Annotated in this window: 13 protein-coding genes; 4 read left to right on the top strand and 9 right to left on the bottom strand. The window is 68.3% G+C overall.

The window, feature by feature from the left end:
- Positions 1-358 precede the first annotated feature (358 nt).
- Entirely contained in the window at positions 359-724 is a 366-nt protein-coding gene (gene rplT / locus ABIC44_RS10475; protein ID WP_307101652.1) for a 50S ribosomal protein L20, read from the bottom strand.
- A gap of 21 nt (positions 725-745) precedes the next feature.
- Entirely contained in the window at positions 746-949 is a 204-nt protein-coding gene (gene rpmI, locus ABIC44_RS10470; RefSeq protein ID WP_007406658.1) for a 50S ribosomal protein L35, read from the bottom strand.
- A gap of 176 nt (positions 950-1,125) precedes the next feature.
- Here rpmI and ABIC44_RS10465 point away from each other — a divergent pair, with 176 nt between their 5' ends.
- Positions 1,126-3,243, top strand: coding sequence for an AsmA family protein (locus tag ABIC44_RS10465; RefSeq protein ID WP_354295284.1), 2,118 nt, complete (start codon positions 1,126-1,128; stop codon positions 3,241-3,243).
- A 39-nt stretch (positions 3,244-3,282) separates the two neighbouring features.
- On the opposite strand, the gene ABIC44_RS10460 is transcribed toward ABIC44_RS10465, so the two are convergent.
- Positions 3,283-4,104, bottom strand: a complete 822-nt coding sequence (locus ABIC44_RS10460; protein ID WP_354295282.1) for an inositol monophosphatase family protein — start codon at positions 4,102-4,104, stop codon at positions 3,283-3,285.
- 94 nt (positions 4,105-4,198) lie between these two features.
- Between ABIC44_RS10460 and ABIC44_RS10455 the strand changes: the two genes are divergently transcribed.
- Together ABIC44_RS10455 and ABIC44_RS10450 are read left to right on the top strand one after the other, a co-directional pair.
- Positions 4,199-4,732 carry a peroxiredoxin gene (locus ABIC44_RS10455; protein ID WP_307101657.1) on the top strand — a complete coding sequence of 178 codons (534 nt, stop codon included), beginning with the start codon at positions 4,199-4,201 and terminating at the stop codon, positions 4,730-4,732.
- A 144-nt stretch (positions 4,733-4,876) separates the two neighbouring features.
- Positions 4,877-5,902: a GGDEF domain-containing protein gene (locus ABIC44_RS10450; RefSeq protein ID WP_354295280.1), complete on the top strand. Its 1,026-nt coding sequence runs from the start codon at positions 4,877-4,879 to the stop codon at positions 5,900-5,902.
- Between the two features lie 392 nt (positions 5,903-6,294).
- Here the strand turns inward: ABIC44_RS10450 and ABIC44_RS10445 are convergent, their stop codons facing one another.
- A complete protein-coding gene (locus ABIC44_RS10445; protein WP_354295279.1) occupies positions 6,295-6,915 on the bottom strand; it encodes a YbhB/YbcL family Raf kinase inhibitor-like protein in 621 nt (206 codons plus the stop codon).
- Between the two features lie 18 nt (positions 6,916-6,933).
- Positions 6,934-7,908, bottom strand: coding sequence for a DUF1176 domain-containing protein (locus ABIC44_RS10440; RefSeq protein ID WP_354295295.1), 975 nt, complete (start codon positions 7,906-7,908; stop codon positions 6,934-6,936).
- A 126-nt stretch (positions 7,909-8,034) separates the two neighbouring features.
- Here ABIC44_RS10440 and ABIC44_RS10435 point away from each other — a divergent pair, with 126 nt between their 5' ends.
- Positions 8,035-8,904 carry a 3-hydroxybutyryl-CoA dehydrogenase gene (locus tag ABIC44_RS10435; protein ID WP_354295277.1) on the top strand — a complete coding sequence of 290 codons (870 nt, stop codon included), beginning with the start codon at positions 8,035-8,037 and terminating at the stop codon, positions 8,902-8,904.
- Positions 8,905-9,041: 137 nt separating this feature from the next.
- On the opposite strand, the gene ABIC44_RS10430 is transcribed toward ABIC44_RS10435, so the two are convergent.
- The 4 genes from ABIC44_RS10430 to mgtE all read right to left on the bottom strand — a co-directional run bounded on the left by ABIC44_RS10430 (position 9,042) and on the right by mgtE (position 13,712).
- On the bottom strand, positions 9,042-10,370 hold the full coding sequence (locus ABIC44_RS10430) for a carbohydrate porin (RefSeq protein ID WP_354295275.1): 1,329 nt from the start codon (positions 10,368-10,370) through the stop codon (positions 9,042-9,044).
- Positions 10,371-10,396: 26 nt separating this feature from the next.
- Complete coding sequence (locus ABIC44_RS10425; protein ID WP_307101670.1) at positions 10,397-10,543, bottom strand: hypothetical protein; 147 nt, start codon at positions 10,541-10,543, stop codon at positions 10,397-10,399.
- Between the two features lie 257 nt (positions 10,544-10,800).
- Positions 10,801-12,060 carry a NupC/NupG family nucleoside CNT transporter gene (locus ABIC44_RS10420; RefSeq protein WP_354295273.1) on the bottom strand — a complete coding sequence of 420 codons (1,260 nt, stop codon included), beginning with the start codon at positions 12,058-12,060 and terminating at the stop codon, positions 10,801-10,803.
- 239 nt (positions 12,061-12,299) lie between these two features.
- Positions 12,300-13,712 carry a magnesium transporter gene (gene mgtE, locus ABIC44_RS10415; protein ID WP_307104678.1) on the bottom strand — a complete coding sequence of 471 codons (1,413 nt, stop codon included), beginning with the start codon at positions 13,710-13,712 and terminating at the stop codon, positions 12,300-12,302.
- Between the last annotated feature and the right edge of the window lie 54 nt (positions 13,713-13,766).

Raw genomic sequence — 13,766 nt, 5'->3', positions numbered from 1 at the left:
ACACATAGCGTTGATGCCCCGCCTTCCGGCCCCGCTTGATCAGGTCAGTCCCATCACACCTTGGGCAACGCATTCCATCCCCCCGTCTCAAATCAAAGGAACAGACAAGAATCCACAATGCGGCCGGTGTAAACAGTCCCCCTGCAAGGGGAGGTGGCAGGCCGAAGGCCTGACGGAGGGGTGTCCCGGTCGGCGAGGATCAGCGTCCTCACCACGGGTGACACCCCTCCACCACCGCTTCGCGGCGGTCCCCCTCCCCTTGCAGGGGAGGAATGGAACAACCGCACAAGGAAAAGGGCGCCGGTGGAACCCACCGACGCCCTTTCCTGATTTCCGGCGCTAGTCCGTCAGTCGCGAATTACGCGGCCTGCGGCAGAGCGGCCTTCGCCTGCGCGACGATCGCCGCAAAGGCTTCGCCCTCGTGCATCGCGATGTCGGCCAGGACCTTCCGGTCCAGTTCGACGCCCGCCAGCTTCAGGCCGTGCATGAACTGCGAATAGGTCAGGCCCTCGGCCCGGACACCCGCGTTGATGCGCTGGATCCACAGACCACGGAAGGTCCGCTTCTTAACCTTGCGGTCGCGATACGCATATTGACCGGCCTTTTCGACGGCCTGGCGTGCGATGCGGATGGTATTCTTGCGACGGCCATAATAGCCCTTCGCCTGATCCAAAATCCGCTTATGCTTCGCCTTGGTGGTCGTGCCCCGCTTGACGCGTGCCATATCTCTCTATCCTTCCAGAAATCAGTTCAGGCCGTAAGGCGCCCAGGCCTTCACGGTCTTGGTGTCGGCATCGGACAGGACCGAGGTGCCGCGGTTCTGGCGGATATACTTGCCGTTATGGCTGATCAGGCGGTGGCGCTTGCCGGCGACGCCGTGCTTGAGCTTGCCGGTCGCGGTGAGCTTGAAGCGCTTCTTGACGCCGCTCTTGGTCTTGAGCTTGGGCATTTTGGTCCTTTCGCTGTGAGCAAGGCAGAAACGGCCGCGGCAGCCCTGATGGCCGGGCCGTTCGTGACACCTCGCTCGGGAAGCGGGCCGCTTAGACGAACCGGGCGCGGATTGCAACCGAAGAGGGCGGGCCACCGCAAAGGAACAAGCGCCTCGCTCGGGCGATTGGGGATGCCATGGATCAGGCGCCAGCGGCCGACACCTCCGCCAGCCCGACCGTCGCCCGTGCGGGCTGGCGGCGATGGGCGTTGCGCGTCGCGATCGGGCTGCTGCTCGCCATCGCCGCGATCTGGCTGGTGCTGTTCGTCACCAAGGGGCGGTTCCTGCGCCACCCCTTCGAATCGATCGCGGGCAGGCTGACCCACCGGACGGTGACGGTGGGCGGCGATTTCCAGCTCTATTTCGCGCCGTGGCGGATCAAGTTCGTCGCCGAGCGGATCGCCATCTCCAACCCCGACTGGGCCAGCCGCCCCTATCTGTTCACCGCCGACCGGATCGATTCGCGGATCGCGCCGCTATCGCTCTTGTTCGGCAAGCGGCGCTTTACCTGGCTGGCGCTGACCAACGGCGCGGTCGATCTGGAATGGACGCCCGACCACCGCACGAACAGCTGGACCTTCAGCGAGAAGAAGGGCGGCAAGCCGCTGGAGTTTCCGCGTATCGACACGGCCGAGATCAACGGCACGACGGTGCGCTATCGCGATCCCCGGATGCGCGTGACCGCCGACCTGGCGCTGGAGGATTTCCGGTCGCAGGATGCCCGGATCGGCAAGGCGGTCGGGCTGCGCGGCAAGGGTGTGATCCGCGCGACGCCCTTCACCCTGACCGCGCAGTTGCTGTCGCCCGACGCCACCGCCAATCGGGGCAGGAACGAACTGATCGCGCGGATGCGTGCGGCGGGCAATGTGGTCGATGTCGCAGGCACCCTGCCCTCGATCGCCGATATCGAGGATGTGCCGCTGCGCACCCGCGCGCGGGGCAAGGACCTGTCGACGCTGCTCGAGGTCATCGGCGTCGTCATCCCGCGCACCCGCACCTATGACCTGCGCGCGCAGCTGGTGAAGGACGGCGACGTCTATCGCTTCACCCGCATGAAGGGGACGTTCGGCGACAGCGACCTGGCGGGGACGCTGACCGTCACCCATGGCGAGCGGCTGCATCTCGATTCGCAGCTGACCACCGGCAAGCTCGATATCGTCGATGCCGCGCCCTTTATCGGCTATAACCCCGACATCGTCGCGACCAGGGGCGCGCAGGCCGCCGCCGCCGCGACCGGGGCGGGGGCGCAAAGGCTGTTGCCCGATGCCGCGCTGCCGGTGGCGACGATGCAGCGGTTCGACGCGGACCTGAAATGGACTATCCGCACCGTCCGCTCGCGCCGCGTGCCCATCTCCGACGTCGACCTGACGCTGGCGCTGGATCGCGGCAAGCTGACCCTGTCGCCGCTCCGCTTCGCGATGGCGCGCGGCGACGTCGCGTCCGACCTGCTGTTCGACACGCGCCAGCGGCCCAGCCTGGTCCGTTACGACATCCGCCTGTCGCCGACGCCGCTCGGGCGGCTGCTGGCGGGATGGGGCGTGGCGGAGGCGGGGACGACCGGCACAGTCAAGGGCCGCATCCAGCTCCAGGGGCGCGGCGACACCATCCATGATTCGCTGGCCAGCGCGAACGGGCGGATGGCCTTCATCCTGCCCGCCGGCTCGCTATGGACCCGCAACGCGCAGCTGGCCGAGCTGGACCTCGGCACCTTCGTCCAGAAGATGTTCGAGGATCGCCTGAAGGAGCCGGTGCGGATCAATTGCGGGCTGATCGCCTTCACCGTGCGCGGCGGGATCGCGGCGGCGGACCCGATCCTGATCGACACGTCCAAGAACGTCATCGTCGGGCGCGGCGGCTTCAGCTTCCGCAACGAGGCCATCGACATGGCGATCCGCGCCGATGCCAAGAAGTTCAGCCTGTTTTCGGGCCAGTCCCCGGTCGGCCTGACCGGCAGCTTCGCCAGCCCCGGTATCGATCCGATCAGCGGCGACCTGCTGGCGCGCGCCGGGGCCGGGCTGGGCCTGGCGGTGGTGGCGACGCCGCTGGCAGGGGTGCTGGCCTTTGTCGATGTCGGCGATGCCAAGGCGGCGGCCTGCGGCCCGGTCCTGTCGGGCGCCCGTGCCAGCGCGCAGCGGACCACCAAAGGACAGCCGCGCCAGGATGTCGGCAACGGCACCACCGCCAAGTCGAAGGACGGCCGTCAGAGCGAAGGCGAGGCCAAGAGTCAGCGCAAGAAGTTCCTGGGGATCTTCTAAACCGTGCCGACCCAGCGCGCTTCGATGACTGACCTGCGATCAGTGATCGTGATGGTCATGCTCGTGCGGCACGTTGCGCAGCGCCTCCAGCACCTCTTCGGTCCGCGCCGGATCGCCGATCGCCAGCACATGTCCGGCGCTGTCGGCGGTCAGCGGATCGCCGTTCCAGTCGCACATCCGGCCACCGGCCCCCTCGACCACCGGCACCAGCGCCGCGAAGTCGTGGAGCTTCAGGCCCGATTCGCACACGATGTCGACATGGCCGCTGGCGAGCAGACCGTAATTATAGCAGTCCCCGCCATAGACCGGCCCCTGGCGCGGGCTGTCGCCGCTGATCGCCGCCACCAGCGCCATGAAATGCGGCACGTCGTCGTCCTCGAACAGATGCGGACTGGTCGTCGCGATCGTCGCGCCCTCCAGCGCCGGACAGCGGCGCGTCCGCGCGGGCTGGCCGTTGAACAGCGTCGGGCGGCCCATCACGCCCAGCCAGCGTTCCTTCGCGATCGGCTGGTCGATGATGCCCAGCACCGGCCAGCCATTGTCGACCAGCGCGATCAGCGTGCCAAAGATCGGCCGCCCCACGGTGAAGCTGCGCGTGCCGTCGATCGGGTCGAGCACCCATTGCCGCCCGGTGACGCCGTCCTTGACGCCATATTCCTCGCCGTGAATCCCGTCGCCCGAGCGCTCCGCCTCCAGGATGCGGCGCATCGCCGCCTCGGCCTCGCGGTCGGCGAGCGTGACGGGGGAGCGATCCTCCTTGATCTCCAGCCCCATCTCGCGGCGAAAATAGGGTCGGATGGCGGCGCCGGCGGCGTCGGCCAGCTTCAACGCCAGGTCGATATCGGCTGTATGAACGGACATGATGCAACCGATAGGATAGCGACGCACGATCAGCAATGGACGGCATCCCGGCGACAGGATAGGCGTTAACCATATTACCGGAAGGATTGGGGTGATGAAGGCAGTCTTGGGCGTTCTTCTTGCAATGGCGGCGTTTCCCGCCGCCGCGGCCTTGCGTCCCGGCGCCACCGCCCCGGATTTCACGACGCGCGGCGCGGTCGCGGGCAAGGTCTTCACGCTCAAGCTGAAGGATCAGCTTCGCCACGGCCCGGTCGTTTTGTATTTCTTCCCTGCCGCCTTCACCAGCGGATGCAGCGCCGAGGCGCGCGCCTTTGCCGAGAAGATCGACGCCTTCCGCGCGGCGGGTGCGCGGGTGATCGGCATGTCGGCCGATCCGGTGGACAAGCTCGCCGCCTTTTCCAAGGCCGAATGCGCGGGCAAGTTCCCGGTCGCCAGCGCGGGGCCCGCGATCGTCAAGGGCTATGACGTGGCGCTGGGTCGCCAGATGGAAGGCCGCGATATCACCTCGCGCACCAGCTATGTGATCGGTCGCGACGGGCGCATCCTGTTCGTCCATGACGACATGAACCCCGCCGAACATGTCGCCACGACGCTGGCGGCGGTCCGCGGTCTGGCGGCCAAGCGCTAAGGCACCGGACATGACAGGGGGCATGCCAGCAAGGTGCAGGGCGATGACGGCACAGGGGTGCGCCGTCGATCGCCGTCTCGCGATGACGGGGAACGGGTCATACGCGGAACGGACATGCGACAGGTCGGGAGGGGGCGGATGTCAATGAGCACCGACCTCTATCGACGGATCGGCCGGTTTCTCGACGATCATCGCCTGTCCCCCGATCCCTCGCATTATGCGTTCGTCCACGCCATCCTGACCGATCCGAACGGCGGCCTGGCGCGCGCCGCCGCGTCGCTGATCGATGGTGGCGTGCGACTGCACCAGGACGATATCGTCCGGCTGGGGGGAGGCACTCCGGCGACCCGTCCGGAACCGGTCGAGCCGAAGGTCGAGGCCCCGCCCGTGCGCGATCATGCGGTGCCCACGGCCGACAGCCAGTCCGACTCGCTGGCCGCGCAGACTCAGGGCCATGTCGAGACGTTCCTGGCCATCCTCCGCTCGGTCCAGGCCGACGCCACGGCCTTCGGCGCCGACTTGGCCCGCAGCGCCGCGAAGATGGACCGTGCCGAAGCGATCGGGCTGTCGGCGCTGGCCGCGCTGACCGGCGAGATGCTGGAGCGGATCCACGCCAGCGAACGGCGGCTGCAACAGGCCACCGCCGAGGCGGACGCGCTGCGTGAAAAGCTGGCGGAGGCGCGGGCGACCGCCCGGCGCGATCCGCTGACCGGGCTGGCGAACCGGCTGGCGTTCAACGAGTCGCTCGGCCAGTGTTTCGAGGCGGTCGATCCCTGCCATCTGGCGCTGTGCGACATCGACCGGTTCAAGCGGATCAACGACGAACATGGCCATGCGGTCGGCGACCGGGTGCTGACCGCGATCGGCCAGATCCTGGCCGAGGAAGGGCAGGGCCATCTGGTGTGCCGCCATGGCGGTGAGGAATTCGCCATCCTGATGTCGGGCATTTCCAAGCGGGACGCCACCGCCCTGGTCGAACGCGCCCGGCAGGCGGTGCGCGAGCGGCGGCTGCGCGTCCGCGAAACCGACCAGTCGGTCGGCCAGATCACCATCTCGGCGGGGATCACGAGCTTCCGTCCGGAGGATACGCAGGAGACGCTGTTCGCGCGCGCCGACGAGCTTTTGTACCGGGCCAAGAATGATGGCCGCGATCTGGCCTATGCGGATTGATGGATTGCGCCATCCCGTGGCGGATTTTCCGGTATCGGCTTGGCGCAATTTGCCAGATTTTCTCAGGATGAATAATTATCCGTGGAATATCAAAGCTTTATAAAACTGGCACGCTCTCTGCAAAGCTCCCGGCATCGGTCGCCAAAGGGTTGGCGACCCGATCGAAAAGGGAGTTCCACCATGTTCCAGACCATCCAGGCCCGCCAGTTCCTCGTCTCCTGCATCGGCGCGCTGCTGTTCGCCGGACTGGCCATCACCTCGGCGACGCCGATCCTGCCGATCGCCTGAGGCGTGACGCGCGATCGCGTCGGGATCGACGCCGCCGCTCCTGTCATCCTCGTCCTGCGGCCGGACCGTCGCCTGTCGACGCCCGGCCGCCCACTCTTCCCCAATCAGGCGGGCGCGACCGCCCCGACCGGCCCCACCGGCGCCTCCTCCTCGCGCGAATAGGTGCCGGTCAGCACCCCGGCGGCCAGCACATGCCCCGCCATCGCCTCGATCATCGCGCTGCGTCCCGGACGTTGCCCGCCGATATCGACCGCCGAGTCGAGCGCGAACAGCTGAAAGACATAGCGATGCTCGCCATGACCGCGCGGCGGGTCGGGCGGCAGCCAGCCTTCGCCCAGATAGGAATTGCGCCCGACATCGCCCTGTCCGGGTGAGCCGGCGCCATCCGCGACGATCGCGCCCTCGGCCAGATCGCCCGCCCGCGGCGGCAGGTTCCAGACGATCGCATGGACCAGCGGCTGCGGCGTCGGTGCGTCGGCATCCTCGACCAGCAGCGCCAGCAGCGCGGTTCCTTCGGGCGGATCGCCCCAGACCAAGGGCGGCGACACGCCCGCGCCATCGGCGGTGAAACGCTCGGGCAGCCGCGCCTGGTCGGCAAAGGCCGGGCTGCTCAACGCCAGGCTGGCGGGTGGGGCCAGTTCGGGGCGGACGAGCGCGACCGATTCGACTCCGGCGCGCCACCCGCTCATCGCCTTGCCCAGCCAGGCGGGCAGATGTTCCAGCATGATCCTGTCTCCCTCGGCCTATCGCGCGGACACAGGACGCGCCCGCCAGACGTGCAGCGTGTCGATCGCGCCGCGACATTCGGTCATGCTCGCCGCCTCGATCAGCCGGAATCGGGTGCCGTCCCAACCGAAGCTCTGGCGATCGCCGCAATCGCCCAGCCCCCGGCCCTTGCCCCAGCTCGACAGGCGACCCGCGGGCGACCACTGGGTGTTGACCAGCGTCACCGCGCCGCCCGGCTGCGGTTCGTCGGCAAAGGGAAAGGCATAGTCGAACCGCGCGGGCGCCAGCCGCCCGTCGCGCCAGATCAGCGGCTTGACCAGATAATTATACGCCCCCGCCCCGCAGGACAGCAGGACCAAAGTCGCGCGTCCGTCCAGCCGATAGGATTCGGCGCTGACCGGGCTGCCCAGGCTGTTCAGGCAGTCGAGCCGCCGCCGCATGTCGTTGATCGCCGCCGAGGGGATAGCGGGCGCGTCGCCCGGCGGCGGCGTCACCACCCGCACCAGGGGCAGTTCGGGCGGCTTGCCGCGATAGCGCGCCGCGCCCCTCGCAACGAAGGCGGCAGTGGTGCCCGCCCGTCGCTGCCGATCGTCCATATAGCGCAGCGTGGCGGCGACGCCGTTCAGCGAGACGGGCTTGGCATCGGGCGTCAGGATCGCGGCCCGCCGTCCCCGGACCAGCGCCGCGACCAGCCTGTCGGCCGCCGCCCCGCTGACCCGACCCCGCGCTTCGCGGGCCAGCGGAACGGTGGCGACGGGGCGGCCATCGACCCGGATCGTGGCGACCCGCGCCTTGCCCGTCATGTCCGCTATCTCGACCGCGACCATGCCGTCGGCCGCGCGCCGGATCAGCAATCCGGCATCCTGCAACATGCCGTCCTGCGGCGACAACGACGCCGCCTCGCACCCGCCGCCATTGTCGCAGGCGACGATCCAGTCGCGAAACAGCTTCGGCTTGGCCGGGACCGGCGTGTCCGGCGCGGCGGCGGCCACAGGCAAGGCAAACGCCAAGAAAGCCGTGAAGACAGCGGTGCGAATCATGGGCGTATCAACCCCTTTGCTGGCGGTGACGTTCCGAAACGGATAGGGCAACGATCAAAGAACAAGGAGAGCAGAGCGATGAAGTCAGTGGGCGTGATCGGTGCCGGTCAGATGGGTGCGGGCATCGCGCAAGTGTCGGCGGCGGCGGGCCATGCGGTCAAGCTGGCCGATGTGTCGGCGGAACGCGCCGAGGCGGGCAAGGCGGGAATCGCCAGGGCGCTCGACCGGCTGGTGACGAAGGAAAAGATCACCCGCGCCGATGCCGATGCGCTGCTCTCCCGCATCGCGCCGGTCGGCGACCTGTCCGCCATGGCGGAATGTGAGCTGGTGATCGAGGCGGCGACCGAGCGCGAGGCTATCAAGCGCGCGATCTTCGAGGAGGTCGGCAAGGTGATGTCCGACACCGCGATCCTGGCGACCAACACCTCCTCCATCCCGATCACCCGGCTGGCGCAGGCCGCGCCCGATGCGGGCCGGTTCGTCGGCGTCCATTTCTTCAATCCCGTGCCCGTCATGGGGCTGATCGAGCTGATCCGCGGCCTCGCCACCTCGGACGAGACGGTCGCCCGGGTCGAGGCCTTCGCCCAGGCGCTGGGCAAGCGCGTCGTCCATGCCAATGACGCGCCGGGCTTCATCGTGAACCGCGTGCTGATGCCGATGATCAACGAGGCGATCTTCGCATTGGGCGAGGGCGTGGCGACGATCCCGGACATCGACGCGGCGTGCCAGCTGGGGCTCAACCACCCGATGGGGCCGCTGACGCTGGCGGATTTCATCGGGCTCGACACCTGCCTGGAGATCACCCGCGTGCTGTTCGAAGGGACGGGCGACCCCAAATTCCGCCCCGCCCCGCTGCTGATCAAATATGTCGAGGCGGGCTGGTATGGCCGCAAGACCAGGCGGGGCTTCTACGACTATTCGGGCGCGGAGCCGGTGCCGACGCGCTAATCCCCCCATCCTCCCTAGCTCCGATGGGGAGGTGGCAGGCCGAAGGCCTGACGGAGGGGCCTCGCCGTGGGCGAGGATGCCCCTCCACCACGCCCTTCGGGCGCGGTCCCCCTCCCCAAGCGGAGCTTGAGGAGGATTCAGAATGCGCCGTGGACGCGCAGCGCGAAGACCTCCGCAGGCCCGCGATCGCGGTTATAGCCGGGGTTGCCGACATATTGCGCATCCAGCGTCACCGCGAGCGCACGGGTCAGCGCCACGTCGCAATAGGCCTCGGCAATCTCCTCGGCGCCCGCATTGGGCAGTCGCCCGTCGCCGACCAGCACGCCCAGGCCGCCTGCCGCCAGATAGCGGCGATGCTCGGCCGAAATGCCGTTGGCGACCAGCGCCAGCCCGACCCGGTCCTGCGCCCGGCCCCAGCCCTTGCCGTTCAGCGCCGCGCCGATCTGCGCCGTCCGGTCGATATCGGTGAAGTCATAGGGCTCGATCGACCCGTCGCTGACCCCGATTCGCGCGAACAGGCCCAGCGTGTCGGTCAGCGCCTGGTCCATGTTCATATAGCCGCCGATCCGCGTCAGCCGCCGCCGGGTGAAGGACGGATCGACCGCCTTGCCGGTCGCGGCGGCATAGGCCAGCGCCTCGTCGAAGCGGCTGAAATTGCCCCGGTTGCGGAAGAGGCCGAAGCGCACCGATCCCGGCCGCCCGGCCAGCCGGTGGCGATGCTCGACCTCGGCATCCAGCTGATACTGGCCGAAGCCATGTTCCAGCCGCTCGCCATTGGGGATGGTCGACAGGTTGAACAGCCCGGTCCGCAACGTCCAGTCGCCGCGATAGAGTTCCGCGGCGATGCCGGTGGTATAGCCCCAGGCATCGGCGGCGTAATCGAAGCTGCCGGTATCGACGACCGACCAGTTGAGGAAATCGCCGCGCGGGTCGTGCGCATAGGGGTTGGTGTCGAACACGTCGCCGACGCCGAACTTGCCGATGGTCAGCACGACCCGGTCGACGCTCCGCGATCCGCCGAGCTGGTTGGCGATCCCCGCCACCGCCTCACGCCCGCCGCCCAGCCCCAGGGTCTGGCGGAAAAAGGCGCGTTGCAGCCGGAAATAGGGCTCGGCCTTGCCGACCTTATAAGCCTCCGCACTGGGAAAGCCCGCGACGCCCAGCGTATTGGACAGGCCGAAGCCCTGATCGATCTCGGGATTCACCCAGACCTCGCCGCCGCCCCAGGGCCGCGCGCCGAGATAGGCGGTGACGTCGGCGGTTTCCTTCAGCTGGTGCGGGGTCAGGCTGTTCGTCCCGGCATAGGGCGAGGCGAAACCGCCCACGCCCTGCGCAACGAGGGTCGCCTGGCCGTGGATGGCGAAATCCTGCGGCGTGTCGGTCGGCGGGGCAAGGTCCTGCGCGGCGGCGGCGCGCGCGAACAGCAACAGGCCGCACAGCGCGGCCCGCGAAACGATACGGGTCATCGGGGTCGTCCTTGAAAGCGGGGCGGTCAGGCCGAGGGGCGGGTCCGGCGGATCGCCTGGGGACGGCTGGACGCCACGGCGCGGAGCAACCGCGCGCGCTCAAGGGGAACGCTGGCCATGACGGTGGCGAGCGACTGGGCGCGGACATGCGCGCGGAACATCATGCGGGTCATGACAGACCTCCTTCGGGTTCGTGTGGTCGAGCCCGGCGGAAGGTCGGCGAGGAACGGCGTTAGCGGGCCGACATCGTCGACCCCGTCAGGCCCGTCAGACGGTCGGCAAGAACGTGGACGCCGAAGCGTCTACTGTCCTCGTCGCCGGACAAGGGACTAGATCGGGGCATTGTGATCCTGTGCAGTGAATCGGCCACGAGCGCGACCGACCGGGCGCCCATAGCGCGCCCATCTGCAGGATCAACCCCGAAAGCGCCCTACCCGATCAGCAGGCCCGCCAGCGCGGCCGACATCAGGTTGGCGAGGCTCCCCGCGATCAGCGCGCGGATGCCGAGGCGCGCGATGGTCGGGCGTTGGTTCGGCGCCAGGCTGCCCGTCACCGCCATCTGGATCGCGATCGAGGAGAAATTGGCGAAGCCGCACAGCGCGAAGGTGACGACCGCGACGGTGCGCGGCGACAGCTGCGCGGCCTGCTTGCCCAGATCGATATAGGCGACGAACTCGTTGAGCACGATCTTCTCGCCGAACAGGCCGCCCGCGATCCCCGCTTCCTTCCACGGCACGTTGAGCAGCACCATGATCGGCTGGAACACATAGCCGAGCAGCGCCTGGAAGCTGAGCCCCGGAATCCCGACCAGATTGCCCAGCCCGCCCAGCAACCCGTTCGCCAGCGCGACCAGCGCGACGAAGGCCAGCACCATCGCACCGACCGCCACGGCCAGCTTCACGCCGGTCTGCGCGCCTTGCGCGGCCGCCATGATGATGTTGGCGGGCTTTTCCTCGTCATGCGTCGCCTCGGCGAGGGAAATCCTCTCATCCTCGATCACGTCGCCCAGCGGCAGCTGGCCGGCGGGCGGTTCGGGCCGATCGGGCATGATGATCTTGGCCATCAGGATACCGCCGGGCGCCGCCATGAAGCTGGCCGCGAGCAGATATTCGATCGAGATGCCCATCGAGGCATAGGCCGCCAGGATCGTGCCCGCCACGCCCGCCATGCCGCTGGTCATCACGGTGAACAGCTGTGCGGGGGTGAGGCTGGCCAGATAGGGCCGGATGACGAGCGGCGATTCGGACTGGCCGACGAACACATTGGCGGCCGCGCAGAGCGATTCCACCTTGGACACGCCGATCACCTTCTCGATCGCGCCGCCCAGCCAGCGCACGACCAGCTGCATGATCCCCAGATAATAGAGGATCGACACCAGCGCGGCGAAGAAGATGATGACCGGCAGCGCCTGGATCGCGAAATTGCGCCCCAGCGGGTCGGACGCCAGCGCCCCGAACAGGAAGCTGGTCCCCTCATTGGCATAGCCGAGCAGCCCGGCGACCCCGGCGGACAGCGTCTGCAGCACCTTCTTGCCCCAGGGGACATAGAGGACGAGCACCGCGATCCCCGCCTGCAGCGCAAAGGCCGCACCGACCACGCGCAGGCGGATGGCGCGACGATCGGTGGACAGGGCGACCGCGATCGCCAGGATGACAAGGATACCGGCGATACCGATGGCAAAACGATTCATGCGCGCTGCTTAACTATCCGCGTTGACGGGTGGTGACACGACGCGGCCCCCCGGCTGCGCGGGGGTGCATCATAAGCATGGTCCGGGGCGACCGCCATAGTTTTGATCGGAGGAGGTAATTCCTCCCCTATAAGGGGAGGTGGCAGGGCGAAGCCCTGACGGAGGGGTGTCGGCCTATCGATAGCGGGACACCCCTCCGACGCGCTGCGCGCGCCACCTCCCCTTGCAGGGGAGGAATGTCATCCCGTCAGCCCGGCTGCGGTCGCCAGCCCCAGAAAGGCCAGGAAGCCGATCGAATCGGTGGTCATCGTTACGAACACCGACGACGCCACCGCCGGGTCGGCGTCGAACCGGTCGAGCGTCACCGGCACCAGCACGCCCGCCAGCCCCGCGACCAGGATATTGGTCATCATCGCCGCCGCGATCACCATGCCCAGTGCCGGATTGGCGAAGACCAGGCTGACCCCCACCCCGATCACCGCCGCGACCGTCACGCCGTTCATCATCGCCACGCGAATCTCGCGCAGGATCGCGCGGGTCGTGTTGGACCGGGTCAACTGGTTGGTCGCCAGCGCGCGCACCGTCACCGCCAGCGTCTGCGTCCCGGCGTTGCCGCCGACCCCCGCGACGATCGGCATCAGCGTCGCCAGCGCCACCATCCGCGCGATCGTCCCCTCGAACGCGGCGATCACCGAGGAGGCGACCATCGCGGTGACGAGGTTGGCGATCAGCCAGCGAACGCGGCTCTTGTAGCTGTCGAGGATCGGCTCGTTGATGTCGCCCTCGCCCGCCCCCGACAGGCGCAGCACGTCCTCGCCCGCCTCCTGCTGGATGATGTGGACGATGTCGTCGACGGTGATCATGCCGACCAGCCGCCCGCTGCCATCGACCACGGCGGCCGAGATCAGCGCATATTTCTGGAAGCGCAGCGCGACCTCTTCCTGGTCCATGTCGACCGGGATCAGCGTCTGTTCGCGCTTCATCACGTCGCCGATCGCGATCCCGCCCGGCGCGCGCAGGATCCAGGACAGCTGGCACGTCCCGATCGGGCGATGGCCGGGATCGACCACGAAGATTTCCCAGAAATCGGTGGTCAGTTCCTCATCGCCGCGCAGGAACTCGATCGTCTCGGCCACCGTCCAATGTTCGGGCACCGCGATCAGCTCGCGCTGCATCAGGCGGCCGGCGGACTCCTCGGGGAAGGACAAAGCCTCCTCGATCGCGGCGCGGTCGTCGGGGTCGAGCGCGCGCAGCACCGCGCGCTGCTCGTCCTCGTCCATGTCCTCGATGATCGCGACCGCGTCGTCGGTGTCGAGCTCGGAGGCGATGTCGGCGACTTCATGCGGTTCGAGCGCCTGGATCAGCTGCTCGCGCACATAGTCGTTCATCTCGGCGAAGACGTCGCCGTTCAGCAGGTCCGCGACCGCGCGCGCCAGGCTGACCCGCTCCTCGTCGTCGACCAGCTCGAACAGGTCGGCGATGTCGGCGGGGTGGAGCGGCTCGACCAGCGCCCGCGCGCCCTCGTCGTCGCCCGCCTTCAGCGCATCGAGCACGGCGGTGACATATTCGGGCTTCAGCCGGTCGTCCTCGTCCAGCTGGGTTTCCGGCAACGGGGTCTCGGTTTCGAGGTCGGGGAGTTCGGTGTCGCTGATCTCGGCCTCCCTCGATGGAACATGAACGCGGCGTCATGCCTCTATCGCGCGGTG

Origin of the sequence: Sphingomonas sp. 1185 (assembly GCF_040544655.1) — a bacterium.
Lineage (GTDB): Bacteria > Pseudomonadota > Alphaproteobacteria > Sphingomonadales > Sphingomonadaceae > Sphingomonas.
The sequence above is the reverse complement of the archived record's forward strand: the minus strand, read 5'-3'. Positions and strand labels throughout refer to the sequence as shown.

What these genes read in the sequence shown, in the direction of transcription:
- rpmI (WP_007406658.1), bottom strand. Translation starts at nt 949, where the DNA reads ATGCCCAAGCTCAAGACCAAGAGCGGCGTCAAGAAGCGCTTCAAGCTC.
- ABIC44_RS10430 (WP_354295275.1), bottom strand. Translation starts at nt 10,370, where the DNA reads ATGACCCGTATCGTTTCGCGGGCCGCGCTGTGCGGCCTGTTGCTGTTC.
- ABIC44_RS10435 (WP_354295277.1), top strand. Translation starts at nt 8,035, where the DNA reads ATGAAGTCAGTGGGCGTGATCGGTGCCGGTCAGATGGGTGCGGGCATC.
- ABIC44_RS10445 (WP_354295279.1), bottom strand. Translation starts at nt 6,915, where the DNA reads ATGCTGGAACATCTGCCCGCCTGGCTGGGCAAGGCGATGAGCGGGTGG.
- ABIC44_RS10420 (WP_354295273.1), bottom strand. Translation starts at nt 12,060, where the DNA reads ATGAATCGTTTTGCCATCGGTATCGCCGGTATCCTTGTCATCCTGGCG.
- ABIC44_RS10455 (WP_307101657.1), top strand. Translation starts at nt 4,199, where the DNA reads ATGAAGGCAGTCTTGGGCGTTCTTCTTGCAATGGCGGCGTTTCCCGCC.
- ABIC44_RS10465 (WP_354295284.1), top strand. Translation starts at nt 1,126, where the DNA reads ATGGATCAGGCGCCAGCGGCCGACACCTCCGCCAGCCCGACCGTCGCC.
- ABIC44_RS10450 (WP_354295280.1), top strand. Translation starts at nt 4,877, where the DNA reads ATGAGCACCGACCTCTATCGACGGATCGGCCGGTTTCTCGACGATCAT.
- ABIC44_RS10425 (WP_307101670.1), bottom strand. Translation starts at nt 10,543, where the DNA reads ATGACCCGCATGATGTTCCGCGCGCATGTCCGCGCCCAGTCGCTCGCC.
- rplT (WP_307101652.1), bottom strand. Translation starts at nt 724, where the DNA reads ATGGCACGCGTCAAGCGGGGCACGACCACCAAGGCGAAGCATAAGCGG.
- ABIC44_RS10460 (WP_354295282.1), bottom strand. Translation starts at nt 4,104, where the DNA reads ATGTCCGTTCATACAGCCGATATCGACCTGGCGTTGAAGCTGGCCGAC.